Genomic DNA, 24,900 nt, shown 5'->3' with positions numbered 1-24,900 from the left:
ATGTTTTCAGGCCGTAAAAATGGCGAACTGAAAGGCGATTCGGCGCCCCCTGCCGCAGACCCAGGAGCCGACAGGAAATAAACCGGGCCCGCTACAAATTCCGCAGCAGATTGGCCAGCTCCACAGCCGACTTGACCCCCATTTTGTCAAAGACGCGGGCACGGTGAACTTCTACCGTCCGCACGCTGATGTCCAGCTGGTCGGCCACCAGCTTGTTGGGCAGGCCGCCCACCACCAGCCGCATCACGTCCCGCTCCCGGTCGGTCAGCCCGTCCAGCCGCGCCTGCAAGCCGGTGGATTCGCTGTGCTGGGCCAGTGCCGCCGCGGAATACCTGAGCGCCTGTTCGATGCGGTCGACGAGCGCATTGTCTGAAAACGGTTTTTCACAGAAATCAAAAGCGCCGCGCTTGACGGCATCGACGGCCGTCGGCACATCCGCATGGCCCGTCAGAAAAATCACGGGCAGGGTCGGCAGCAAGCCGTAGGCAATCAGTTTTTCAAACATGGCCAGGCCGCTCAGCCCCGCCATGCGCACATCAAGCAGCACACAGGACGGCGACTTCACCTCAAACCGCTGCGACACCCGCGCATCAAAGGCCTCGGCGCTGTCAAAGGTCTCGCTGGGCAAGCGGCGCGAACGCAGCAGCCAGGCCAGCGCATCGCGCACGCTGGCGTCATCGTCGACGATATAAACCGTGGCATTTTGTATGGGTTCCATGGTGCGTACTCTAGGTCATATCGGCCACGGCACTGGCGCCGGCGCCATCAGGAGCGTGGATATGGTCATGGCCATCCTGCGCCAGTGCCACCGGCAGGGTAAAGCTGAAAATCGTACCGCGCGGCTGCGCGGCTTCAAACCCCAGGAACCCGCCGTGCTGCTCTATCACCGTGCGGCACAGGCTCAGGCCCAGGCCCATGCCTTCCTCCTTGGTCGTGAAGAAAGGCGTGAACAGCTGCTCGGCGACTTCACGGGAAATGCCCTCGCCGCGGTCAATCACCGCAAATTCAACCCAGCGGCTGTGCGCATTGGAGGCCGCCGGCCGGATACGCAGCGTCAGCACCCTTTCGCGCTGGTCTGGCGCTTGCGTCTCGTCCACGCCCTGCATGGCCTGCATGCCGTTGCGCGACAGGTTGAGCAGCACCTGCTCGACCATGGTGCGGTCGCACAGGACCGGCTCGCAGGCCGCGTCCACCTCGATCACCACGCGCACGCCCAGTTTGCGCGCCTGCAGGCTCACCAGCGGCATGATCGCATCGAGCAGGGCACGCGGCTCCACCGCTTCGCGCACCTGGTCGCGCCGCCGTACAAAATCGTGCACACTTTTGATCACCTTGCCGGCGCGTTCGGCCTGCTCCGCAATACGCCGCATGGCCAGTTGCAGATCTTCGGACAGAGGTGGTGCCGTCGGGCCCGCATCCGGCCGGCCCGGGGAAGCATTCACCGCCGGCGCCATCTCGCCCTGCAGAAGATTGAGCGAACCGGTGGCGTAGCTGGAAATGGCCGCCAGGGGCTGGTTGAGCTCGTGGCTGAGCAGCGAGGCCATCTCACCCACCATGGCAAGCCTCGCCGTGGCCTGCAGGCGATCCTGGCTGGCGCGCGAGAGCTCTTCAATGCGGCGCTGCTCGCTGACATCCAGAATGGCGCTCATCCAGCCGGTGTGCTTGCCGACGGCGTTGATGAGCGGCGCCTCCATGATGAGCACCGGAAAGCGTGTGCCATCCCGCCGCATGAACACCGATTCGTGGCCCTCGCGTGGCAGGTTACTGCCGGACAGGCGAATTTCCTGGCGCTGCTGGTACACGCCCGCCAGTTCGGGAGGCCAGTAGGGCGAGGGGAAGCTCTGGTTGAGCAGGTCCTTGGCGTCCACGCCCACCATCTTGCAGAACGCCGGATTGACATAGGTGATGCGCCCCTGCAGGTCCCGCGCGCGCAGGCCCGTCAGGACCGAGTCCTCCATGGCTTTGCGAAAGGCCAGCGCCTCGCCCAGGTCATGCTCCACCTTCAGGCGTCGCCGCATGTCACGGGCCAGCAGGAACAGCACGAGCAGCAAGGCCACCGACATCGCCGTGACCAGCGCCGTCAGCACATTGGGAAACAGCGCGGGGGTGCCGAGCCGGCTTTCCATCCTCACCACCAGTGTGTTGCCCGGCAGGTCGAGCAATTGCTGGGCAACGTAAACCCGGCTGCCGCGCGAAAGCACGCCATGCAAAGCCAGGCGCGTGCCATCGGCCTCCGTGAACGAGAGGCCCACACCGCGGGCCAGCTGCTTGCCCACCAGCTCACCCAGGATGTCCTGCAGGGAGTAGGTGGCCACCACATAGCCCGTCAGGCGGCCCGCCACCACGATCGGCAGGCACATGTCCAGGACTTCCAGGCCCAGGCCATCGTTTTGCGGCATGAAATAACTGGTGGAATAGGCCGACCCGCTCAGGCGGCGAGCCGTGGTGCAGGTCAGGTTGACATCGGCCTCCATGCCCTGACGGCCCAGGCGCTCGAACACCGAGGCGCGGTAGGGCGTCTCGACAAACCCCAGAACCTCCAGCGTCTCGCTGCGCCACTCCAGCCGCATGATCTCGCGGTGCTCGCGCAGCAGCTCGGCGGCCGGTGCATGCCAGGCGGCGGGTGTGCGCTCGGTGGACTGCAAGGCCTGGAAAGCCTGGATGTTGCGGGTCAGCCCCGAACGGATGTCCGTGACGGTCTCTCCCGCATCGTGCTCCAGCCGGCTTTGCACCATGCTGGACTCGTAGCGCCCCGACAGCCAGACGAGAATCGCCAGCAGCGTCACCACCAGCGCCAGCAGCAGGGCCCAGAGCGACCAGCGCCGGCTGGCCCAGCTGACACCGTTCAGCAGCGGAAAATTCACGCCGGCTACCTTCACAGCACGCCATGCCGCAAGGCAGGCAAACGGCTGCGCACGCCCTCCAGGCCGGCATGGAGAACCTCACCCATCACCACGGCCGCGCCTTCCGCATGCTGCGCCAGAATTTGACCCCAGGGCTCGACCACCATGGTGTGGCCCCAGGTGCGGCGGCCACTGTCGTGCAGACCGCCTTGGGCCGCCGCCACCACATAGGCCTGGTTCTCAATCGCGCGTGCGCGCAGCAGCACCTCCCAATGCGCCTGTCCGGTGATGTAGGTGAATGCACTGGGCACCAGCAGCACATCCGCTTTCAGCGCGCGGTACAGCTCGGGGAAACGCAGGTCGTAGCAAACGCTCATGCCGATGGTGTAGACATGGCCGTCCCGCGAGGCCAGCTCAAAGCGGACCGGCTCGGTGCCCGGCTCCAGCACGCGGGTTTCGTCGTAGTCTTCTTTTCCGTGCGCAAAACGGAACAGGTGGATCTTGTCGTAGCGCGCCACGCATTGGCCCGAGGGGGCGTAAGCCAGCGAGCAGTTGCGGGCACGGCGGGGATCGGCGGTCGCCATGGGAAGCGTGCCGCCGACGATCCAGATGCCGAGTTCGCGTGCCGAACGGCTCAGGAACGACTGGATGATCCCTTGGCCTGCCGTCTCCTGCACCTGAAGTTTGTCCGTGTCCTTCAAGCCCATGATGCAAAAATATTCGGGCAGAACCGCCAGCTCCGCGCCCTGCGTGGCGGCCTGGGCCAGCAACCGGGCGGCCGTGTCCAGGTTGTCCTGCAGCTGGACGCCTGAAACCATCTGGATGGCAGCGACTTTCATGATCAGCGGGTCTCCGTGGAAGTATCGCCGGCCTTGCCCTCCGATGCCGCCCTGCGTTCAATCTTGGTGATTTTGGGATCGGACCAGGTGCCGTCAATGTGGAACTCCTGGGTGGCCGCCTGAATCAGGGGACGACGCAGGAACATCTGCGCCAGGAAGCTGCCCAAGCCAATGGCCGGATTGATGGCCGTGGCAATCAGCGAGGCCGTGCCGGCGTTGATTTCAGGCACGACGACCACCTTGATGTCCTGCGTCTCGCGGGCGATGTCGGCGCTGCCCTCCATCAGCACGGCGGCATTCACGCCGCTCATCTGCAGGTTGTTGGTGTGGGCCAGTCCCTGGTTGATATTCACATCGCCGCGAACGAAGTCAAAGGCAAAACCTTCGGAGAAGACATCGCGGAAATCCAGCGTCAGACGCCGGGGCAGGGCCTGCAGGCTCAGCACGCCCAGCAGCTTGGCAATGCCCGGATCCGCCTTGACGAACTGCCCCGATTCGACATTCACGTTGAACTGCCCGCTCATGCTCGGGTAGTCGAAGCTCAGCGGAGAGCCTATCCAGGCCACCTGGCCTTCCAGCTTGCCCTTGCCGCGGCGGATCACTTCACCCATGCCAAAGCGCTTGAGCAATTCACCCGAATCGGCAATGTCCAGCCGGAAGTTCATCACGGTGCGGCGCCGCTCCGCGCTGGCCCGCGCGGCGCGCGGCGCGCCACCCGCAGTCGGCGCGGTGCCGGCCTGCGCGCTCACCGCCGCCCAGTTGCCTGTCGCCGTGAGCACGGCTTCGGGCATGATCACATTGAACTTGTTCAAACGCCACTCGCGGGTGCTGTCGCGGACTGCGGCGGAGGCTCCCCGGTTGACCGCGTCAATTTCAACCCGTCCCAGCTTCTTGCCGCGCAGTTCCAGATCCTCCACCACGATGTCCAGGGCCGGGATACTGGCGGGCTGCTCATTCAGGATGGCCTCCACGTCGCTGGCCGTGCCTGGCGCCAGGCTCAGCCGCGACAGCCGCGCATACACCCGGCCCGCACCAGCGCCGCCCGCCTGGCGGAATTCGACATAGCCGTTGAGTTCGGATGCATCGATATTGGCGCGCCAGGTCAGGCCTTCGCGCGAGCCGCCGACCACCACGTTGTTCAGCTTGCGGCCTTCCACCAGCAGCTCCCTGGCCCGTATCGCCATCACGGTGGGCAGGTAGCTCAGGCCGGCACTCCCGGTCGCTGGCGTGGCGGCCCCTGTAGCCGTGGCGGCGGCAGGTGCGGGTGCGGTCGAGGCCTCACTGCCACCAGTTGAGCTGGCGAAGATTTTCTGCCAGGCATCGAGATCGACCCGGGCCAGGCTGATATTGGCAAGCACGCCGACGTCCTGCAGGGGGGCGGTTTCACCGGCCTCCAGCCCCACACCGATGGCGCCACGGATCACGCGAGGCTCAGCGCCACTCAAGTCACGCACGTAGATGATGGACGCTACCCGCCCGATAGCGACCGAGAGCTGGTCCTGCAGCTTTTGCCCCGGGTTCAGCGAGTCGCGCAGCAGGACATTTTCAAAACGCAGCGGCAACTCGGCATCGGCCGCTTTACCCAGAGGTGCCGGCAAATTCAGGGCCAGGCCCTGCAGGTTGCTGGAGACCGCGACCTCGGCCACGCCTCGCCGGAAACCCAGTGAGGCGGAATAAGCCGTTGCGCCACTGGCGTTTTCCGCCATGCGCGCGATAAAACCCAGTTCATGCGCCTGCCGCAAGCCCTCGGCCGAGAGCGTGCCCTGCGCCTTGAAAGCCACGCTGCTTTCGACCTCGGCACTCCCCGGGGCGGGACGCGCGCCGCCCCGGGTGCCGCCATCGAAGCGGACGTCACCGCCCAGCGCGCGCGCCTGCGCGCCCGTCACCGTGAAACCGCGTTCGCTGATGGCCACCGTGCCCCTGAGTTTCGCCAGCAGGGGCGTAGCCGGCGAGAACTGCACGTCGTTGCCGGGCAGGACGATGCTGCCCTCTACCCGCGATTTGTCGATCGAATGGATGGGCAGACTCAGGCGGAAGCGGTAGTCGCCCGCGCCGGTTGCCGTGGCCTTGGCCAGCGCCTGGTCCGTCATGCCACCCACGGGTGAGGTGTTGACAAAGCCCAGCGCGTCGGACAGGGCCCCCTTGAGATCGATGGCCACCTCGACCGTGGCGTCCTTCATCAGGTCAGGAATGCGCGCAGAGCCCTTGACCAATTGCAGGCCCGGCAGGCCGGCTACTTTGCCGGTGGCGCCGTTCACTTCCAGCGCGGCACGGTTGAAAACAAGTTCTCCGTTGAGCTCGGTGAGGGCCGGCCAGGCGGGCGCATTCGGCCCCTGCAGGGATTTCGGCACATAGGCAAAGTGCCCGTTACGCACTTTGGCGGACACCCGGAAATCCCCCAGGGCCGGGTTGGCAAACGGCAGGTGATTGACCGGCCCTTTGACCTTGAATTTCACATCGCTGACCTGGCCCTGCACCACGGCATCCCGCACATAGTGGCGCACCGGCGCGGGCAGCACCAGCGGCAAATAACGGTGCACCCGCGAGCCATCGCCGCGGCTCAAACTGCCCTGCAGATCCAGCACGCCCGGAAACCGGTGATCTGCCGCCGTGCCGGCGGGTGCCGCGCCCGGCGCCGCATCCTCGGTGCGCCAATGGACTTGCGCCTCACCCTGCGCATCGGCATTGGCGAACTGCAGGTTGCGCAATTGCACCTCGATTTTGCGGCCCGAGAATTTCCACTGGGAGTCCACCGACAGCTGATCCAGCGGCAGCCGCGATTCCTCAAATACGCCGGGCAGGTCCAGCGCGCCATGAAGTATTTTCACCTTCGCCTGTCCGCCCTCGTGCGTCAGGTCAAAGTCAACGGCCGCACCGCTGATGCCCGGCCGGCCGGGCTTCTGCAACATCGCACCCGCTGCAGATACGCCGGATACCGGCAAGGCATCAAGGCTCAGCCCTGTCACGCGGCCTTTTGCGGCAAAGGTGACGGGCGCGTCGAGCGGCCCCTGCCAGCGGGCTTCCACCGTTTCGACCAGTCCCTGCGGCGCAAAAGAGGAGATGAGCGCATGCGTTGGGCTGTCCAGCGGCAGGCGATTGGCGATCTGGGCCAGTGCCGCGAGGTCCAGCTTGTCGGCCTTGAGTTCGCTGCGCGGCTGCGCCCCCGCTTCGGCGCTGGTATGCACCAGCGCCATATTGCCGCCGGGCCACTGCAGACCGTCACGCGTGCGAAACCGCAGGCCCTCGGTGTTGAAATCAAACCCGTTGGCACGCTGCCTGCCGCCAAAGCGCCCGGCCACCGAGTCGAATGCCAGGGGCTCAAGCTTGCGCCCCAGCCTGGCATCCACGTCCTGCAGGGCCACATCGGCCGTTCCGCCGGTGACCTGCCCCTTGCTGACATCGGCCCAGGCACGCAAGGCGCCGTGACCCCGCGTCAAATCCAGGCCCAGCGATTCCAGGCTGGCATATTGCTTGAGGCGCGACAGATCGACCCGGCCGGATTCAGCATACAACTGTCCCGCCCAGCCGCGGAAGTCACCCGCGTCGCGCGACAACAACGACTGCCGGAAAATGCCCCTCAGGGTGAAGCGGTCACCCCACCCGGCGGGCGGCGTGGCATCCAGGCGCATCAGATGCCGGTGCCGGGCATTTTTCATGACCCAGTCCACCTGCGTCAATGCCAGCGGCGGCGCCTGCCGCAATTCGTCGGTCCAGCGCACGGTGCCACCCCGTATGACGAACTCGGTCTGGGAGAAAAACCAGTCGGCCATCGCACGCTGGCCGGCGGCCTGGTCCCGGGAGACATCCAGCCCGCCCACATAGATCTTGCCGTCAGCGGTGCGGCGGATCTCCAGCTCGGGCTTGTCGATGTAAAGCTGCTCAAAGCCCAGCCCCAGCAGCGAAGAGGGCGACAGGGTTCCCAGCAGGCGCGGCAGGCGCAGTGCCTCGCGCCCCTGCGCGTCCAGCAGCGCCACGCCTTGCAGTTCAAACGAGGGAATCATCCCCTGCGAGTGGGCGGTGATCTGGCCAATCCGGACGGGCACCCCCAGCGCCTTGCTGGCCTCTAGTTCCAGCCGCGGACGGAATTCCCCGATTCGCGGCACAATCCAGCCATGCAACACCAACCAGCTCAGGCCAAAGAGCAGCCAGACCATCGCGACCAGCCACAGCGAGAAGCGCGTGAACAAAGCGATCCATCGCAGGCGTCGGGACGGCAAGACTGGCGGGGCGGACGGGCTGGGTATGGTGGGCTCCATTGACATGAGAATTATGACCGCCGGTGCCATGCTTCGCCCGGCCGCGCGGTGGAAAACCATGAAGTTTTGTGAACTAGTGTGATGACCGTCGCCTCAACCGCCCGCCCCGAAACTCCCGCCGACCCAGGGTCGCCAGCCTCGGCTTATTCCCGATTTGTCCAACGCATTCGCCGCCGCTACGCAGAGCAGATGCACCTGCTGCCGGCTGGAGCGCCTGTGCGTTCCACCATGCAGGTCGCCCTGGATGCGCTGTTGGCCAGCGGCCTGGAGACCGGCGCGGCACTGCGGGTGCTGCGGCAACTGGTGATGGAACGGCTGGTGGTGCTCGACTGCGACGGTCAGATGGCCCCCACGCTCCCCACTGTGTGTGGTTCGCTGCCCCCCGAGGGGGCTGGCCTTGCTTGGGGCGGCCCGGCGCTGGCGGCCGTTGCCACCGCGAGTACCCCCGGCGTTGCGCTGCACGTCGTGACCCGCGCCATGACCGAGCTGGCAGAACTTTCGCTCGATGTGGCCATGCGGGACTCCGCCGGGATGCTGGACGCCTTGCATGGTGCTCCGCAGGCCCCCGAGGGTGGCCGCGCCCGCATGTGGGTGGTGGGCATGGGCAAGCTGGGGGCGCGTGAGCTCAATGTCTCCAGCGACATCGACCTGATTTACGTGTATGACCACGACGGCGAAACCACCGGCCGCAGCGACGGCCGCGGCCAGATATCGAACCACGAATATTTTGCACGCCAGGTCAAGGCCGTATTCGGGCTGATCGGCGACGCCACCGAGCACGGCTTTGTGTTCCGGGTGGATCTCGCACTGCGGCCCAATGGCAATTCGGGGCCTGCAGCCGTCTCGCTCAGCGCGCTGGAAGAATATTTCCAGGCCCAGGGGCGCGAATGGGAACGCTTTGCCTGGCTCAAAAGCCGGGTGGTCGCGCCCCTGGAATGCATCCAGAGCGGCTCGGCTCAGGCCTTGCGTGGCTCCGTGCTGCCTTTTGTCTTCCGGCGCTACCTGGACTACAACGTGTTTGATGCCCTGCGCATCCTGCACCGGCAAATTCGCGAGCATGCGGCCAAGCGCTGCGCCGGCCACCCCGAGCGCGCCAACGATGTGAAGATATCGCGCGGTGGCATCCGCGAAATTGAATTTACCGTGCAACTGCTGCAGGTCGTGCGGGGCGGGCAATTCCCCGAGCTGCGCACCCGTCCCACCGTCGATGCGTTGCAGCGCGTCGCACGCGCCGGGCTGATGCCCCAGGAAACGGCCGATGCGCTGACGCGGGCTTACGACTTCCTGCGCCGCGTCGAGCACCGCATCCAGTATCTGGACGACCAGCAAACCCACGTCCTGCCGACCCGCGACGACGATCTGGCCTGGATTGCGCACACCCTGGGTTACAGCAGCTGCTGCCCGTTTCTCAGCGAACTGGACGCCCACCGCGAGCTGGTTGCCGGGGAGTTTGACAAATTGCTGGGCGGCAAAACCGACTGCAAGGGCTGCGGCAAGGCGGCCGGAACCAACGGGTCGGCGCCGCAGCAACTCGACGAACTGCTCGAGCAGCTGTCCGAGCAATGGCCAGAGCAGTTTCGCGCCCGTCTGGCGCTGTGGCGCCAGCATCCCCGGGTGCTGGCCCTGCGCGAGGAGTCGCGTGCGCGCCTGGTGCGCCTGGTGCAGCGCACCGCGTTGTGGCTGCGCGAAGGCAGCGTGACCGAAGAAGCCGCCGTCCGCATCATCGATTGGATAGAGCCGCTGCTCAGGCGGGAAAGCTATCTTGCGCTGCTGCTGGAGCGCCCGGCGGTGCATGAGCGCCTGCTGCGGCTGCTGGGTGCCGCCAAATGGCCGGCCCGCTACCTGTTCCAGCATCCCGGCGTGATTGACGAGCTGGCCAGCGATGAGCTGTTGCGCGAGCGTTTTGACAGCGCCGCCTTCATCCGGGAGTTGCAGCAGCGGCTGGCCGCGCTCAGGCGCACCGGCGAGGACGATGAGGAAACCTGCCTGAACCTGCTGCGCCGCGCCCACCATGCCGAGGTTTTCCGTACGCTGGCACGCGATGTGGAAGGGGTGCTCACGGTCGAGCAGGTGGCCGACGATTTAAGCGCGCTGGCGGAAGCGGTGCTGGACGTCACCGCCGGCTGGTGCTGGCAGCGCCTCAGGAACCGGCACCGCGAGATGCCGCAGTTTGCCATCATTGCCTACGGCAAGCTGGGCGGCAAGGAACTGGGCTACGGCAGCGACCTGGACATTGTGTTCGTCTATGAAGACGAGGCCGAGCAGGCGCCCGAGGTCTATGCGGCCTTTGTGCGCAAACTGATCAACTGGCTGACCATCAAGACCGCAGAGGGCGACCTGTTCGAGATCGACACCGCCCTGCGCCCCAATGGCAATTCAGGGCTGCTGGTCACCAGCTTTGAAGCCTATGCCAGGTACCAGCAGCAGCGCGGCAGCAACACCGCCTGGACCTGGGAACACCAGGCCATGACACGTGCGCGCTTTGTCCTGGGTGACGAGTCGCTGCGCCAGCGCTTCGACCAGGTGCGCGAAGCGGTGATCACCGCACCGCGTGACGCCCACGCCTTGCGCCATGAAATCGTGGCCATGCGCGAAAAAGTGCGCGCCGCGCATCCGGTCAAGTCCGACCGGTTCGACATCAAGCACAGCGATGGCGGCATGGTCGACGCCGAATTTGCGGTGCAGTTTCTGGTGCTGTCCCAGTCTGCACAGCACCCGGAGCTGGTACCCAACGTCGGCAACATCGCCCTGCTGCAGCGGGCGGAAGCCGCCGGCCTGCTGCCCATGGGCGTGGGCCAGCGCGCTGCCAGTGCCTACCGCGAACTGCGTCGGGTGCAGCACAAGGCCCGCCTGAATGAAGAGCCAACCCAGGTCAGCCCGCCGGCGCTGCAGGCCGAACGCGATGCCATCCAGGCGCTCTGGACGGCGACGTTCACGCAGTGAAGGAGTGCCGCGCTCCACGCGGTTGTGGTGCAACAGCAGATCTGCCGGGTTAATTAAATCAATCGATTGATCTACGTGCTTTAATACGGCGCATGACTTCCAGCGCCCGCACGACCTCCACCACGCCCGTTTCACGCCCGCGCCGCGCTGTCCCCGCCAGCGAGCTGCGCAAAAAACAGCGCTCGGACGGCGCCGAAGCCCGGCAGCAACTGCTGCATACCGCGCTCCGGCTGTTTGCCGAAAAAGGCTTTAACAAAACCTCCACCCGCGAAATTGCGCTGGCCGCGGGCGCCAACATCGCCTCGATCAGCTATTACTTTGGCGACAAGGCCGGACTCTACCGTGCGGCGTTCACCGAGCCTATGGGCTGTGCCGACAATGAAATCGGGCGGTACGACCAGCCCGATTTCACCTTGCAGCAGTCCTTGCAAGGGTTCGTCACCAGTTTTTTGGCCCCGATGAAACAAGGGGAACTGGTGCAGCAGTGCACCCGCCTGCACTTTCGCGAGATGCTGGAACCCACGGGGGTGTGGGCCGAGGAAATCGACAACGGCATCAAACCCGCGCATGCGGCGCTGGTGGCCGTGCTGGGCCGGCATTTGGGGATTGACCAGCCCGATGACGACCTGCACCGGCTGGCCTTCAGCATCACCGGCTTGGCCCTGCAGCTGTTCATCACGCGGGACGTGGTGCAAGCCATCCGGCCGCAGCTGCTGGACCAGCCACAGGCGATTGACACCTGGGCCGGCCACCTGGTGGCTTATGCAGAAGCCATGGTGGGCATTGAAGCGGCACTGCGCCAGACCGCGGCGCAATCAACAGCCACCGCAGCAACTGGCAAGAGAAAAAAAACATGAAACCACCCTCGTTCACCCGTTCGCTCATCATCTGCAGCCTGCTGCCTTTGGCGCTGGCCGCCTGCGCCACGCACCCGGCACCCAGCACGGTGTCGGCAGCGCTGCCTTCGCAATGGTTTGCGCCGCTGCCGCATAACGGCACCCTCACCGACCTCACGCAATGGTGGCAACAGCAGGGTGACCCGCTGCTGGTCGAGCTGATTGCCGCCGCCCAGGCGGTCAGCCCCTCGATTGCCACGGCGCGCTCGCGCATCGAGCAGTCACGCGCCACGCGGGTGGCGGCCGGTGCGGCGCTGCTGCCCTCGCTGGATGCGTCGGCCAGCGCCAGCCGCAGCCGTTCGCAGCCGCCGACCGGCTCAGGCCCGGCCCCCATCACCACCACCACCCAGGCCGGCCTGCAGGCGGCCTGGGAAATCGACGTGTTTGGCGGCAACCGCGCCGGCCGCGATGCGGCCACCGAGCGCCTGGCCGGCGCCCAAGCGCAGTGGCACGACGCCCGCGTGTCGGTCGCCGCCGAGGTGGCCAATCAGTACTACAGCCTGCGCACCTGCGGCCAGCTGGAGGCGGTGACACGCGCCGACGCGGCCTCGCGCCAGCAAACCGCGCAGCTGTCGGACCGCAGCATGCAGGCCGGTTTTACCGCGCCCGCCACCGCGGCCTTGGCGCGCGCCAGCGCGGCGGAAGCCAGCGGCCGCGCCACTCAGCAGCGCGCCCAGTGCGAGCTGGACCTCAAGGCACTGGTCGCCCTGACCGGCCTGGCAGAGCCGGATCTAAGGCAAAAAGTCGCTCTGGCCCCCGAAGTACGGGCACAAGCAGCCATGATTTCAATCGCGAGCGTGCCGGCCGACGCACTCGCCCAGCGCCCCGACGTGTTCAACGCCGAGCGTGAAGTGGCCGCCGCCAGCGCCGACATTGGCAGCGCACAAGCCCAGCGCTACCCGCGCCTGAGCCTGAACGGCTCGATCGGCCGCTCGAGTTTTCGCGCCGGCGGCGTGACGACCGACCTGACTACCTGGTCTATCGGTCCACTGGCGCTAACACTGCCGCTGTTTGACGGCGGCCGGCGCGCCGCCAATGTCGATGCGGCCCAGGCGCGTTACGAGGAAGCGGCCGCCCTTTACCGCGCCCGCGTGCGGCAGGCCGTGCGTGAAGTCGAGGAAGCGCTGGTCAACCTGCAAAGCACCACCGCGCGCGAGGGCGACCTGCAAACCGCGGTCGCCGGCTACCGGGCGTCGTTCACCGGCACCGAAGCGCGTTACCAGAGCGGCCTGGCCAGCCTGGTCGAGCTCGAGGACGCGCGCCGCACCTTGCTGGCCGCCCAGATCACGCTGGCTTCCCTGCAACGCGAACGCATGGCGGCCTGGGTGGCGCTGTACCGCGCCATGGGCGGCGGCTGGACGCCGGCCACCACCACTGCACAGCGCACCACCCGTTGCCCCATTGCCTGTACTGCCATCGTCTGACCTCCCAACACCATGAAAAAACTCAAACTCAAGCCGGCCGCCCTGATCGCCTTCGTGGTGATCGCCGTAGCCGCCGGCGCTTTCTTTGTCTTTTCTTCCGGCAAGCCCGATGCCGCTGCAGCCGGCACCAAGCCCACCGCCAAACCGGCGCTCACCGTCACCGCCGCCCAGCCCGAGCCCACCCGCCTGCCCATCAGGCTGGCCGCCAATGGCAGCATCACGGCCTGGCAGGAGGCCATCATCGGATCGGAATCCAGTGGACTGCGCCTGACCGAGGTACGGGTCAATGTGGGCGATGCGGTGAAAGCCGGCCAGGTGCTGGCGACGTTTGCCACCGACAGTGTGCAGGCCGACGTGGCGCAGGCCCGGGCCAGCCTGCTGGAAGCCCAGGCCAACGCGGCCGATGCGGCGGCCAACGCCGAACGGGCGCGCACGCTGCAAAACTCGGGCGCCCTCAGCACCCAGCAGATCAACCAGTACCTCACCACCGAGCAAACCGCCAAGGCGCGCGCTGAAGCGGCCCAGGCGGTGCTGGCCGCGCAGCAGCTGCGCGGCCGCCAGACGCAGGTGCTGGCGCCCGACAGCGGCGTGATCTCGGCGCGCACCGCCACGGTGGGCGCTGTGGTGGGCAATGGCGTTGAGCTGTTTCGCATGATTCGCCAGGGCCGGCTGGAGTGGCGCGCGGAAGTCACGTCAGCCGAGCTGGGCCGCATCACTGCCGGCACGACGGCCATCGTGCGCCCCGCCAGCGGCGGCGAGCTGAACGGCCGCGTGCGCATGATCGCGCCCAGTGTGGATCCGCAGACCCGCTCGGCGCTGGTGTATGTGGATTTGCCCTCGTCGGCGGGCAAGGGCTCGCCGGCCAAGGCCGGCATGTTTGCGCGCGGGGAATTTGACCTCGGCGCATCCAACGCGCTGACGGTGCCGCAGCGCGCGCTGGTGGTGCGCGATGGTTTTAACTATGTGTTTCGCCTCGGGGCCGACAACCGCGTCAGCCAGCTCAAGGTGCAAACCGGGCGGCTGGCCGGCGAGCGCGTCGAGGTCGTTTCGGGCTTGCCCGCCGATGCGCGCATTGTGGTCAATGGCGCGGGCTTCCTGAACGACGGTGACCTGGTGCGGGTCAGCGAAGAAGCCGCATCAAACCAGGCCGCGGCGCCCACATCACCATCACCGTCATCGTCAGCAGCAGCATCAAAAGCTGTCAAATAAGGAGCAGCTCAAGATGATGAACGTCTCATCCTGGTCTATCAAGAACCCGATTCCGGCAGTGATGCTGTTTGTGCTGCTCAGCTTTGGCGGCCTGCTGTCCTTCAAGGCCATGAAGGTGCAGAACTTTCCCGACATTGATTTGCCGACGGTCAGCGTCTCTGCTTCGCTGCCCGGCGCCGCACCGGCCCAGCTGGAAACCGAGGTGGCCCGCAAGCTCGAAAACTCGATTGCCACCGTGCAGGGCCTGAAGCACATCAGCACCAAGGTGCAGGACGGCGGCGTGACCCTGACCGCCGAATTCCGGCTTGAAAAGCCGGTGCAGGAAGCTGTCGACGACGTGCGCTCCGCGGTTCAACGCGTGCGCGCCGACCTGCCGGGCGATGTGCGCGACCCGGTGGTCAGCAAGGTCGATCTGGCCGGGCAACCAATCCTGGCCTTCACCATCGCGTCGGCCCGCATGGATGCCGAGGCGCTGTCCTGGTTTGTGGACAACGACATTGCACGCAAGCTGCTGGCGGTACGCGGCGTGGGCGCAGTCAACCGCGTCGGCGGTGTCACGCGCGAGGTGCGGGTGGCGCTTGACCCCTCGCGTTTGCAGGCGCTGGGCGCGTCGGCGGCCGACATCTCGCGCCAGCTGCGGCAGGTGCAAAACGAAAGCGCCGGCGGCCGCACCGACCTGGGTGGCAGCGAGCAGCCGGTGCGCACGCTGGCCACCGTCAAGTCGGCCGAAGAACTGGGCCGGCTGGAACTGGCGCTCGGCGATGGCCGGCGCATCCGCCTGGATGAAGTCGCCACCGTCAGCGACACCACGGCCGAGCCGCGCTCGGCGGCGCTGCTCGACGGCAAGCCGGTGGTCGGTTTTGAAGTGGCGCGCAGCCGCGGGGAGAGCGAAGTGGCCGTGGGTGCGGCGGTGCAGGTGGCGCTCGCCGAGCTGAAGGCCCAGCACCCCGACCTGGTGTTGACCGAGGCCTTCAACTTCGTCACCCCGGTGGAAGAAGAGTACGACGGCTCGCTGCACCTGCTGTACGAGGGCGCGATCCTGGCGGTGCTGGTGGTGTGGCTGTTTTTGCGTGACTGGCGTGCCACCTTTGTCTCGGCGGTGGCGCTGCCGCTGTCGGTGATTCCGGCCTTCATCGGCATGTACCTGTTGGGGTTTTCGATCAACGTCGTGACCTTGCTGGCCTTGTCGCTGGTCATCGGCATTCTGGTGGACGACGCCATCGTCGAGGTAGAAAACATCGTGCGCCACCTGCGCATGGGCAAAACGCCCTACCAGGCGGCGATGGAAGCCGCCGACGAAATTGGCCTGGCGGTGATCGCCACCACGTTCACGCTGGTGGCAGTGTTTTTGCCCACCGCATTCATGAGCGGCATTGCCGGCAAGTTTTTCAAGCAGTTCGGCTGGACCGCCGCGCTGGCGGTGCTGGCCTCGCTGGTGGTGGCACGGGTGCTCACGCCCATGATGGCGGCCTATATCCTGAAACCGATCGTGGACAACCACAAAGAGCCCGGCTGGCTCAAACGCTACATGCGCGCGGCCGCCTGGTGCCTGCGCCATCGCGCCGTCACCATGGTGGCGGCCACGCTCTTTTTTGTCGGCTCCATCATGCTGATTCCGCTGCTGCCCACCGGCTTTATTCCGCCCGACGACAACTCGCAAACCCAGGTCTACCTGGAGCTGCAGCCCGGCAGCAGCCTGGCGCAAACCGAAGCGGCCGCCGAGCAGGCCCGGCTGTTGATCGGCAAGGTCGAGCATGTGCGCAGCGTCTACACCACCATAGGCGGCGGCAGCGCGGGCACCGACCCGTTCGCCATGTCGGGTGCGGCCGAAACCCGCAAGGCCACGCTCACGGTGCTGCTGGCCGAGCGCGGCGAGCGGCCGCGCAAGCAGGGCATAGAAAACAAGATACGCACGGCGCTGGAGCCGCTGCCCGGCGTGCGCAGCAAGGTCGGGCTGGGCGGTTCGGGCGAAAAATACGTGCTGGTGCTGACCAGCGAAGACCCCCTGGCCTTGCAGGCCGCGGCGCGGGCGGTTGAAAAAGATCTGCGCACCGTCCCCGGCCTGGGCAGCGTGGCCTCCAGCGCCAGCCTGATCCGCCCCGAAATCGCCGTGCGGCCCGACTTCGCGCGCGCCGCCGACCTGGGCGTGACCAGTGCCGCCATCGGAGAAACCCTGCGCATCGCGACCTTGGGCGACTACGACGAGTCGCTGCCCAAACTCAATCTGTCGGAGCGCCAGGTGCCAATTGTGGTGAAGCTCGCCGATGCCGCGCGCAAAGACCTCAGCGTGCTGGAACGCCTGAGCGTGCCCAGCATCAAGCCGGGCGCGGGGCCGGTCATGCTGGGCCAGGTCGCCACGCTGGAGATCGCCAGCGGCCCGGCCATCATTGACCGCTACGACCGCTCGCGCAACGTCAACTTCGAGATTGAGCTGTCGGGCCTGCCGCTGGGTGAGGTGACCAAGGCGGTGCAGGAGCTGCCCGCCGTGAAGAACCTGCCGCCGGGGGTGAAAGTCGTCGAAATCGGCGACGCCGAGGTCATGGGCGAGCTGTTTGCCAGCTTTGGCCTGGCCATGCTCACCGGTGTGCTGTGCATCTACATCGTGCTGGTGCTGCTGTTCAAGGACTTTTTGCACCCGGTGACCATTCTTGCCGCTTTACCCTTGTCGCTGGGCGGCGCGTTTGTCGGCCTGTTGATTGCGCAAAAGAGCTTTTCCATGCCCTCGCTGATCGGCCTCATCATGCTGATGGGCATTGCCACCAAGAACTCGATCTTGCTGGTCGAGTACGCCATCGTGGCCCGGCGCGACCACCATATGAGCCGCCTCGACGCGCTGCTCGACGCCTGCCACAAGCGTGCCCGGCCCATCATCATGACCACGCTGGCCATGGGCGCCGGCATGCTGCCGATTGCCATCGGTTTTGGCGTGGCCGACCCGAGTTTTCGCTCGCCGATGTCGGTGGCGGTGATTGGCGGCCTGATCACCTCGACCGTGCTGAGCCTGCTGGTGGTGCCGGCGGTATTTACCTACATGGACGACCTGGAGCAATGGATCAGGCGCATGGCCGGCAAGTTGCGCCGCAAGGCGCCGCAAACGCCTGCGTCACCGTCACCGTCACCGTCAAAGACTCCGTGAATGGAGGGTCCGGTCCAATTCAAACCATATGGAATATTGGCCTGCATCCCGATATGGACTGGCAATATGGACTGGCACACAAAGCTATCAATTAGATAGCAAATTCAGGGTGGCGTGCGGCGGATTTTCTTGACCAGGGCCGTCGTGGAGTAGCCATCCACAAAAGGAATCGCCAGGGCCTTGCCGCCGTAAGCCTTCACCACGGCGGTTTCGGCCAGCGTGTCCATGTCGTAGTCGCCGCCCTTGACCAGCAGGTCGGGCTTGAGTTCGGTGATCAGCTCCAGCGGCGTGTCTTCGTCAAACCAGGTCACCAGGCTGACCGACTCCAGTGCCGCCATCATGACGGCGCGGTCTTCTTCGTTGTTCAAGGGGCGATCCGGGCCTTTGCCCAGGCGCTTGGCGGACACGTCCGTGTTGAGCGCAACAACCAGGCTGCTACCCAGTTCGCGGGCGCGCGCCAGGTAAGTGGCATGGCCCCGGTGCAGCACGTCGAACACACCGTTGGTGAACACGACCGGCCGGGGCAGCGCCGCGACCCGGGCCGCTGCATCCTGGCGCGAAACGATCTTGTCCAGAAAGGCGGGTTTGCTCACGCGGGCAGGCAGGCTCACGCGATTTGCGGCTTTCCGTCAGGCACGATGACGGCGGCCAGATCCTTGCCGAGTTCCTTGCGGTAGCGGTTCAGCTCCTGGACACTCTTGAAGCTCTGGTTCATCAGCAGGCTCAGGTTGTGCAGGATGCGCTCGACCACCTTGCCCTCCCACACCGCGTCAAACTTGATCTGCGTGTCGAGCCAGTGCTCCAGCCATTCGGGGTTGGGCAGGCGGCTCTGGATGGTGTCGCGCGGAAACAGGCTTTTGTTGACGTGCAGGTTGGTCGGGTGCAGGGCCTGCGCCGTCCGGCGGGCACTGGCCATCAGCACGCCTACCTTGGTAAAGGCTGCCTTGGCTTCGTTGCCGAAATTGTTGATGGCGCGTTTCATGTAGCGCAGGTAAGCGCCGCCATGGCGCGCTTCATCTTGGCTGAGCTGGGTATAAATCTGCTTGATGACCGGCTCGGTGTGCCACTCGCTGGCCCGGCGGTACCAGTGGTTCAGGCGAATCTCACCGCAAAAATGCAGCATCAGGGTTTCCAGCGCGGGCGCCGGCTCGAACTCGAAACGCACTTCGTGCAGTTCCTCTTCGGTGGGAGCCAGGTCGGGCCGGAATCGCTTCAGGTATTCCATGAGCACCAGCGAGTGCTTTTGCTCTTCAAAAAACCAGATGGACATGAAAGCGGAAAAATCACTGTCGTCCTTGTTGTCCCGCAGGAACATCTCCGTGGCGGGCAAGGCCGACCATTCGGTGATGGCATTCATCTTGATGGTCTGGGCCTGCTCGTCAGACAACTGGGATGCGTCAAAACTGGCCCAGGGAATGTCTTTGTCCATATCCCAGCGGACGGATTCGAGTTGTTTGAACAGTTCAGGATAAAGCATGTGAACTCCTTGCCAAGCGAATACGCAGAGAAATCTGCCCCGGATGTCTGTTACATCCCGGTACTGGCCGATTTTAGGCGGCTAATGTGACAACTGGTGACTTACAGGCCATTTACAGGCCACTTGGCAGCAAATCGGGATGATTTCCGGCAGGATGCCGGGCCATTTGCTGTCAGAAGACCTTTCATAACCCTGAGTCTGGCGGACCAGCGCGGCCCCTGATGGCATGCGGCACGCTCGCCCCTCTCCCGGGATGGCTACTGCGCACGCCCAAACGCCATTAGCACCATAATTATTTGACTCACAAGGAATTTCGGGCCATGCACAACCAGCAGACATCCCCCTCCAGACCGCTGCTGCGGATTGCCCTGCTGGCCGGACTCGCGCTCTCGGCAGCCGCCACCAGATCGGCAGTCCCTGCCCCATCCGCCCCCGTACCCGGGCCCGCCGCCGCGGACGCAGCAGTCTGCCCCGGCCTTTTGCAGCACAACTTCCTGCGATTGCAGGATGAAAAGCCGCAATCGCTTTGCCAGTACCAAGGCAAGGTCGTGGTGGTGGTCAATACCGCGAGCTTTTGCGGCTTTACGCCCCAGTACGAGGGCCTGGAAGCGCTCTATGCGAAATACAAAGACCGGGGTCTGGTGGTCCTGGGCTTTCCCTCCAACGACTTTTCGCAGGAAACCGGTAGCAACAAGGAGATTGCCGACTTTTGCGAAAACACCTTCGGCGTGAAATTCCCGATGTTTACCAAAACCAGCGTCAGCGGCAAGGACGCCAACCCCCTCTTCAAGCAGCTCGCCGCCAAAACCGGCACCACACCACGTTGGAACTTTTACAAGTATGTGATTGCGCGGGACGGCGTCAGTGCGGTCAGCTTCAATTCCCTGACCGCCCCGGAAAGCCGCCAGTTCGTCAAAGAGATCGAAAAACAGCTGGCCGGTCCCTGAGCCTCCAGGTTTTCGATCCCCACCGCCGCTCCAAGACGCCCTACGAAGATGTTTCGCCTGCAGCGCGGAATTTAATTTCCCCTGCCCAGTTTGCGCTGGCCGCGGCGTCTTGCCAGGAGCCATTTCGTTAACAAAAATTTACCAGCCAGAACAGCCCTCCGTCGGGAACTACCAGCGCACCGGCGTCCTCATATAAAGGCAGGCGCAGACTGGAACCCCCAGCAGCGCCAGCAATAAGACAGTTTCACTGTTGCGAAGCCTTCCGGATCACTTTGGTTCGGCTGCAATCCCGGTGCGCTCCTCCTCCTCCCTCCCTCCCTCGTTCGCGCCGGGGCGCTTCGCAGCATTTTTATCTTCCGGGCGCCGGCATGAGCAGCGCCCCCGGTCCTGCGAGCCATGGGGTGGACACCGGTTTTTCTGGTGTTTAACGCGGAGCACACCTACCCCAACCTCATCAACCTGTTTGCGGCGGTTCGCACCTGAAGTTCACGGCCAGCGGCCTGATTGATTTTCACCGGGACTATTGGGATGCCGCCCAGGAGCTTTATGAAAAGCTGCCCTGGATCGGCGGCCTGATGCGCTGGCTGAAGCAACGCGCCCGGTGAGCGCAGGTGACCGTCGCCGGATTTCCCCCGGAGCCGTGCTACACGAGGCGAAAAAAAAGCCCGGGAGGCCGGGCTTCTATCAGATTCAGGCGGAATTTCAGCCCGACTGGGTTTCCGCGAAGCTGGGGCGCTGAACCAGTTTTTCCTGCAATTTGGCCAGGTTGGGATAGCTCTCGCGCCAGTTCACCTGGGCAAACCGCAGGTCCAGATAGCCCAGGGCGCAACCCACCGCGACATCCGACAGGCTGAAATGGATGCCACTGCAAAAAGCCTTCTCGCCCAGACCTGTGCTCATGGCCTTGAGGCAGGCCTCGATTTTGCCCATCTGCCGCTGTATCCAGGCGTCGCTGCGCTCGTGGGCACTGCGGCCAGACCAGGTGGCTTCCAGCCGGGCCAGGATGGCCGCATCCACCAGGCCGTCGGCCAGGGCTTCCCAGGTTTTGACCTCGGCACGCTCGCGGCCCTGGGTCGGAATGAGCTTGCCCACGGGTGAAAGGGTGTCCAGGTATTCGACAATCACGCGGGAATCAAACACGGCCTCGCCGCCCTCCATGACCAGGCAGGGCACCTTGCCCAGCGGGTTCGAGGCGGTGATGGTGGTATTGGCCGCCCAGACATCTTCCAGCACCATCTGGTAGTCGAGCTTTTTCTCAGCCATCACGATACGTACCTTGCGTACGTAGGGGCTGGTGGCGGATCCAATGAGTTTCATAGCGTGTGTAAATCGTGGTGCGGGAAAAGCCATTCTATCGAGTAAGCACCGGCTCCGGCCGACACCGCCCGAAGGTGAGCAAATCTGCCAGGTTTCAGGCACCCCCCAGCCACCGCGCGCCCGGGCCATTCCCCGGGCGACCAGCCTACAATTGCGGTATGAGCTTTTCTACCATCAACGCCTTGTCTCCGCTGGACGGCCGCTACGCCGGCAAACTCAACCAATTACGTCCCCTGATGTCCGAGCAAGGCTATATGCACCGCCGGGTCCAGGTGGAAGTAGCCTGGTTCATTGCCCTTTCGGACGCGAAGTTTGCCGAATTCAAGCCGCTGAGCCCCGGCGCGCGCACTTACCTGCTGGGCCTCGTCAAGAATTTCTCGGAAAACGATGCGGTGGCCATCAAGGAGATTGAAAAAACCACCAACCACGACGTCAAGGCCGTGGAGTACTGGATCAAGTCGAAATTCGAAGCCCGGCCGGAGTTGCAGGCTGCCGGTGAATTCGTGCACTTCGCCTGCACCAGCGAAGACATCAACAACACCAGCCATGCGCTGCAGCTCAAAAGCAGTCGCGAACTGGTACTGTTGCCGGCCCTTGACAAGGTGATTGCGCAGATGCGCGAGATGGCGCACACCTACGCGGCAGAGCCCATGCTCAGCCGCACCCACGGCCAGACCGCCAGCCCGACCACGGTAGGCAAGGAAATAGCCAACGTGGTGGTGCGCCTGCAAGCTGCGCGCGAAAAGATCGCCGGCATCAGGCTCATGGCCAAGATGAACGGCGCCGTCGGCAACTACAACGCCCACCTGTCGGCCTGGCCCGACTTTGACTGGGAAGCCTTCAGCCGCAACGTGATTGAAACGCCCGAGCCGCTGGGCCTGGGCCTGACCTTCCAGCCCTACAGCATCCAGATCGAGCCGCATGACTACATGGCCGAGCTGTTTGACGCCGTGGCCCGCACCAACACCATCCTGATCGACTTCGCGCGGGACGTCTGGGGTTATGTGAGCGTGGGCTATTTCAAGCAGCGCCTCAAGGAGGGCGAAATCGGCTCCTCCACCATGCCGCACAAGGTGAACCCGATCGACTTTGAAAACGCCGAAGGCAACCTGGGCCTGGCCAATGCACTGCTCAGGCACCTGAGCGAAAAGCTGCCGGTTTCCCGCTGGCAGCGCGACCTGACCGACTCGACCGTGCTGCGCAACATGGGCGTGGCGCTGGGTTACGCCGTGCTGGCCTACAACTCACTGGGCGTGGGGCTGGGCAAGCTGGAACTCAACCGGGAAGCGCTGCAGGAGGACCTGGACAGCTCGTGGGAGGTGCTGGCTGAACCGATACAGACCGTCATGCGCCGCTACGGCGTGCAGGGCGCCTACGAAAAGCTCAAGGAAGTAACGCGCGGCAAAACCGTCCGGGCCGAAGACCTGCATGCCCTGATCCGGTCCCTGCAAATTCCCGAGGCGGAGAAGCAGCGCCTGCTGGCCATGACGCCGGCCAGCTATGTCGGCCTGGCCGCCACGCTGGCCAGGAGGGTTTAACGCCCTTGCTGGTTGCCGCTGCGGCGGCGCTAAACCGGCATGTCCGGCATGTCCGCACCGCAGTGCCAGCACTGCTCAAACCCGCCTTCGACGGTCTCCCCGCAGGCGCACAGCCAGCGCCGCTGCGGCAGATTTTGCAGGTTGTGCAGCAACTCGCGCGCCCGGGGTTCATCCTCATCATGGGTGAGCCACACTTCGGGCAGGCATTGGTCAGGCGGCAGTTCACCGGCGACACCGCCCAGGTAGTAACGCTGCACGCTGGCCGCCAACCCTGCATGCTGTAAGGCGCCGGCCCACAGCGCGGCAATTGCAATATTGGGAGCGCGCGTCAGTCGAAGCATGCGCCAGTCTATCCTTTTTCACCACTGGTTGCTATGAACTTGATAGCTGCCTCATCTTGTTCCACAATAAAAAGAGACAGAAACCGCCCGCCGTTTCAGCTCTTTTACAGTGTCGAAACCACACCTTTTTCAAGCGCCCGGTCCGCATAACGGCCAAAGCGCCAGGCCGTGGCCTCCAGCGTGATGCGTCGCCAGGTGCCGCGTTTTTCGGCTGGCGTCATCTCGGGCCAGCGCTGCACTTCATTGAAGGTGCGGCCGCAACCCTTGCACAGCGAATCGCCCTGGCTGGTCGAGCAGATGGCGATGCAGGGCGTGTCTGCCGTGGTGTCGTACCAGGTGCGCCAGGCTGCCAGCGCTTTGGGCGGAAAGCTCCCCTCATCGGCCTCGTCCTCATGGTAGAAAACCATCAGGGCGTAAACCTCGGCCAGCGCACGCAACTCCGGCGCGAGTGTGACGCCATCGGGTGATGGCTTCTTGTCGCGCCAGTAGTTGATGGCCGCTTCGATGTCAGTGATGTGGATGCCGGGCATGGAGAAAAAAGAAAAACTATGGACCGCTCCCGCCTGGTGGGCGAACAGCAAAGCCGGGCTGTTCATTATCAGCCAGACAAAACACCTCCACCGCGTGCGGGGGCTTGCCAAAAATCTTTTTTTGTTGTCCAATCACTTTACGAAGGGGAGTAACTCCCTCGTTTTGCTGACATATTCGATAACAGACAACACAGCAAAATCGCTAACAGCAAGTCGTCATTCCGAAGTTCACACTTCCGGCTTGCTGGGTATGCAGCGACACTGCATATTGAGCCAGACCTTCGATTGAAACCTGTACAGGTTTGATCGAGGCGTTTGCGGTATAACCCTACCCGCACCACTCACATACCTGTCCGGTTTGAACGAAGCCGGAAATCCATCCGTTGGGTTTCCACGTCTGAACTTGATATGGAGTGTGAAATTGGAACTATTTACAGCCCCCTGGTGGTCGGCCCTGCTGGCGATCATCCTCATTGATCTCGTGCTTGCCGGCGACAACGCCATCGTGATTGCACTGGCCGCGCGCAATCTGCCTCCCACCCTTCAGAAAAGAGCCATTGTCTGGGGTACGGTTGGCGCCATCGTGGTGCGCTCTGCCATGACGGTGGGTGTGGTGTGGCTGCTCAAGATCCCCGGCCTGATGCTGGTGGGCGGCTTGGGACTGCTCTGGATTGCCTACAAGCTGCTGGCTGACGAGGGCGGCGGAGAACACCATGGCCCGGTTGCCACCACATTCTGGGGCGCCATGAAAACCATCGTCGTGGCCGACGCCCTGATGGGCATCGACAACGTTCTGGGTGTGGCCGGCGCCGCGCACGGGGCCTTCGACCTGGTCATCATCGGCCTGCTGGTGAGCGTGCCTATCGTGGTTTTTGGCAGCACGATGGTGCTCAAACTGGTGTCGCGTTTCCCCATCATCATCAACCTGGGGGCGGCCGTTCTGGCATTCACCGCCGCCAACATGATCATCGGCGAACAACTGCTTGACCCGATTTACGGCGGTCCGAGCGCATTGCCCTCTGCCGAAACCCTGCACACCGCGGCTCAATGGGCTACTTATGCATTGGCCGTGGCGGGTGTGCTGGGTGCGGGCTGGTGGGCCACCCGGCGCCACAAGTCGGAACACTTTGCAAGCGACAAGGAACTGATTCCACATTGAAAGTGAAAGGCAACACCGAAGGCCAGCGGGAGGTCCAAGGCCTTT

Annotated in this window: 18 protein-coding genes and 1 pseudogene; 10 read left to right on the top strand and 9 right to left on the bottom strand. The window is 64.6% G+C overall.

Annotation, left to right across the window (positions count from 1 at the left end):
* Nucleotides 1–91 precede the first annotated feature (91 nt).
* Genes AC1DUR_RS04145 through AC1DUR_RS04130 form a run of 4 tightly spaced genes read right to left on the bottom strand, consistent with a single transcriptional unit; the run spans nucleotide 92 to nucleotide 7,938 of the window.
* Nucleotides 92–718, bottom strand: a complete 627-nt coding sequence (locus AC1DUR_RS04145) for a response regulator transcription factor (protein ID WP_477716396.1) — start codon at nucleotides 716–718, stop codon at nucleotides 92–94.
* A 10-nt stretch (nucleotides 719–728) separates the two neighbouring features.
* Entirely contained in the window at nucleotides 729–2,864 is a 2,136-nt protein-coding gene (locus AC1DUR_RS04140; RefSeq protein ID WP_477721303.1) for a two-component system sensor histidine kinase NtrB, read from the bottom strand.
* Between the two features lie 11 nt (nucleotides 2,865–2,875).
* On the bottom strand, nucleotides 2,876–3,682 hold the full coding sequence (locus tag AC1DUR_RS04135) for a carbon-nitrogen hydrolase family protein (RefSeq protein WP_477721302.1): 807 nt from the start codon (nucleotides 3,680–3,682) through the stop codon (nucleotides 2,876–2,878).
* A 2-nt stretch (nucleotides 3,683–3,684) separates the two neighbouring features.
* Nucleotides 3,685–7,938 carry a YhdP family protein gene (locus tag AC1DUR_RS04130; protein ID WP_477721301.1) on the bottom strand — a complete coding sequence of 1,418 codons (4,254 nt, stop codon included), beginning with the start codon at nucleotides 7,936–7,938 and terminating at the stop codon, nucleotides 3,685–3,687.
* Nucleotides 7,939–8,019: 81 nt separating this feature from the next.
* On the opposite strand from AC1DUR_RS04130, the gene glnE reads away from it, so the two are divergent.
* The 5 genes from glnE (at nucleotide 8,020) to AC1DUR_RS04105 (ending at nucleotide 17,546) form a co-directional block, all read left to right on the top strand.
* On the top strand, nucleotides 8,020–10,881 hold the full coding sequence (gene glnE / locus AC1DUR_RS04125) for a bifunctional [glutamate--ammonia ligase]-adenylyl-L-tyrosine phosphorylase/[glutamate--ammonia-ligase] adenylyltransferase (RefSeq protein ID WP_477721300.1): 2,862 nt from the start codon (nucleotides 8,020–8,022) through the stop codon (nucleotides 10,879–10,881).
* Between the two features lie 92 nt (nucleotides 10,882–10,973).
* Entirely contained in the window at nucleotides 10,974–11,738 is a 765-nt protein-coding gene (locus tag AC1DUR_RS04120) for a CerR family C-terminal domain-containing protein (RefSeq protein WP_477721299.1), read from the top strand.
* Nucleotides 11,735–13,201 (top strand): efflux transporter outer membrane subunit, encoded by a 1,467-nt coding sequence (locus tag AC1DUR_RS04115; RefSeq protein WP_477721298.1) that lies wholly within the window; start codon nucleotides 11,735–11,737, stop codon nucleotides 13,199–13,201. The genes AC1DUR_RS04120 and AC1DUR_RS04115 overlap by 4 nt, the downstream gene beginning before the upstream one ends.
* Before the next feature lie 12 nt (nucleotides 13,202–13,213).
* Entirely contained in the window at nucleotides 13,214–14,410 is a 1,197-nt protein-coding gene (locus AC1DUR_RS04110; protein ID WP_477721297.1) for an efflux RND transporter periplasmic adaptor subunit, read from the top strand.
* Nucleotides 14,411–14,426: 16 nt separating this feature from the next.
* Nucleotides 14,427–17,546 carry an efflux RND transporter permease subunit gene (locus AC1DUR_RS04105; RefSeq protein ID WP_477721330.1) on the top strand — a complete coding sequence of 1,040 codons (3,120 nt, stop codon included), beginning with the start codon at nucleotides 14,427–14,429 and terminating at the stop codon, nucleotides 17,544–17,546.
* A 104-nt stretch (nucleotides 17,547–17,650) separates the two neighbouring features.
* On the opposite strand, the gene rfaE2 is transcribed toward AC1DUR_RS04105, so the two are convergent.
* A complete protein-coding gene (gene rfaE2 / locus AC1DUR_RS04100) occupies nucleotides 17,651–18,139 on the bottom strand; it encodes a D-glycero-beta-D-manno-heptose 1-phosphate adenylyltransferase (protein ID WP_477721329.1) in 489 nt (162 codons plus the stop codon).
* Between the two features lie 14 nt (nucleotides 18,140–18,153).
* Nucleotides 18,154–19,023, bottom strand: coding sequence for a ferritin family protein (locus AC1DUR_RS04095; RefSeq protein ID WP_477721296.1), 870 nt, complete (start codon nucleotides 19,021–19,023; stop codon nucleotides 18,154–18,156).
* 320 nt (nucleotides 19,024–19,343) lie between these two features.
* Between AC1DUR_RS04095 and AC1DUR_RS04090 the strand changes: the two genes are divergently transcribed.
* Entirely contained in the window at nucleotides 19,344–19,970 is a 627-nt protein-coding gene (locus AC1DUR_RS04090) for a glutathione peroxidase (RefSeq protein WP_477721295.1), read from the top strand.
* A 455-nt stretch (nucleotides 19,971–20,425) separates the two neighbouring features.
* Nucleotides 20,426–20,575: pseudogene (locus tag AC1DUR_RS04085) on the top strand (nuclear transport factor 2 family protein); the annotation flags it as partial.
* A gap of 97 nt (nucleotides 20,576–20,672) precedes the next feature.
* Here the strand turns inward: AC1DUR_RS04085 and AC1DUR_RS04080 are convergent.
* A complete protein-coding gene (locus tag AC1DUR_RS04080; protein WP_477721294.1) occupies nucleotides 20,673–21,287 on the bottom strand; it encodes a glutathione S-transferase family protein in 615 nt (204 codons plus the stop codon).
* A gap of 158 nt (nucleotides 21,288–21,445) precedes the next feature.
* Between AC1DUR_RS04080 and purB the strand changes: the two genes are divergently transcribed.
* A complete protein-coding gene (gene purB, locus AC1DUR_RS04075) occupies nucleotides 21,446–22,825 on the top strand; it encodes an adenylosuccinate lyase (protein ID WP_477721293.1) in 1,380 nt (459 codons plus the stop codon).
* A gap of 29 nt (nucleotides 22,826–22,854) precedes the next feature.
* Here purB and AC1DUR_RS04070 read toward each other — a convergent pair whose 3' ends face one another.
* Entirely contained in the window at nucleotides 22,855–23,166 is a 312-nt protein-coding gene (locus AC1DUR_RS04070; protein WP_477721292.1) for a putative signal transducing protein, read from the bottom strand.
* Nucleotides 23,167–23,270: 104 nt separating this feature from the next.
* Nucleotides 23,271–23,696, bottom strand: coding sequence for a DUF3717 domain-containing protein (locus tag AC1DUR_RS04065; protein WP_477716409.1), 426 nt, complete (start codon nucleotides 23,694–23,696; stop codon nucleotides 23,271–23,273).
* Here AC1DUR_RS04065 and AC1DUR_RS04060 point away from each other — a divergent pair.
* Both AC1DUR_RS04060 and AC1DUR_RS04055 read left to right on the top strand, forming a co-directional pair.
* Nucleotides 23,695–23,985, top strand: coding sequence for a hypothetical protein (locus AC1DUR_RS04060; protein ID WP_477721291.1), 291 nt, complete (start codon nucleotides 23,695–23,697; stop codon nucleotides 23,983–23,985). The genes AC1DUR_RS04065 and AC1DUR_RS04060 overlap by 2 nt on opposite strands.
* A gap of 132 nt (nucleotides 23,986–24,117) precedes the next feature.
* Complete coding sequence (locus AC1DUR_RS04055) at nucleotides 24,118–24,855, top strand: TerC family protein (RefSeq protein ID WP_477716411.1); 738 nt, start codon at nucleotides 24,118–24,120, stop codon at nucleotides 24,853–24,855.
* The last annotated feature ends 45 nt before the right edge of the window (nucleotides 24,856–24,900 follow it).

The sequence above is a fragment of the Polaromonas sp. P4_F4 genome (genome assembly GCF_056401355.1).
This window is presented reverse-complemented; position numbering and strand designations above follow the sequence as displayed.

Coding starts and splice junctions, on each gene's coding strand:
- purB (WP_477721293.1), top strand. CDS start 21,446: ATGAGCTTTTCTACCATCAACGCCTTGTCTCCGCTGGACGGCCGCTAC.
- AC1DUR_RS04135 (WP_477721302.1), bottom strand. CDS start 3,682: ATGAAAGTCGCTGCCATCCAGATGGTTTCAGGCGTCCAGCTGCAGGAC.
- AC1DUR_RS04145 (WP_477716396.1), bottom strand. CDS start 718: ATGGAACCCATACAAAATGCCACGGTTTATATCGTCGACGATGACGCC.
- AC1DUR_RS04065 (WP_477716409.1), bottom strand. CDS start 23,696: ATGCCCGGCATCCACATCACTGACATCGAAGCGGCCATCAACTACTGG.
- AC1DUR_RS04120 (WP_477721299.1), top strand. CDS start 10,974: ATGACTTCCAGCGCCCGCACGACCTCCACCACGCCCGTTTCACGCCCG.
- glnE (WP_477721300.1), top strand. CDS start 8,020: ATGACCGTCGCCTCAACCGCCCGCCCCGAAACTCCCGCCGACCCAGGG.
- AC1DUR_RS04110 (WP_477721297.1), top strand. CDS start 13,214: ATGAAAAAACTCAAACTCAAGCCGGCCGCCCTGATCGCCTTCGTGGTG.
- AC1DUR_RS04070 (WP_477721292.1), bottom strand. CDS start 23,166: ATGCTTCGACTGACGCGCGCTCCCAATATTGCAATTGCCGCGCTGTGG.
- AC1DUR_RS04060 (WP_477721291.1), top strand. CDS start 23,695: ATGGAGAAAAAAGAAAAACTATGGACCGCTCCCGCCTGGTGGGCGAAC.
- AC1DUR_RS04095 (WP_477721296.1), bottom strand. CDS start 19,023: ATGCTTTATCCTGAACTGTTCAAACAACTCGAATCCGTCCGCTGGGAT.
- AC1DUR_RS04090 (WP_477721295.1), top strand. CDS start 19,344: ATGCACAACCAGCAGACATCCCCCTCCAGACCGCTGCTGCGGATTGCC.
- AC1DUR_RS04115 (WP_477721298.1), top strand. CDS start 11,735: ATGAAACCACCCTCGTTCACCCGTTCGCTCATCATCTGCAGCCTGCTG.
- AC1DUR_RS04130 (WP_477721301.1), bottom strand. CDS start 7,938: ATGGAGCCCACCATACCCAGCCCGTCCGCCCCGCCAGTCTTGCCGTCC.
- AC1DUR_RS04105 (WP_477721330.1), top strand. CDS start 14,427: ATGAACGTCTCATCCTGGTCTATCAAGAACCCGATTCCGGCAGTGATG.
- AC1DUR_RS04080 (WP_477721294.1), bottom strand. CDS start 21,287: ATGAAACTCATTGGATCCGCCACCAGCCCCTACGTACGCAAGGTACGT.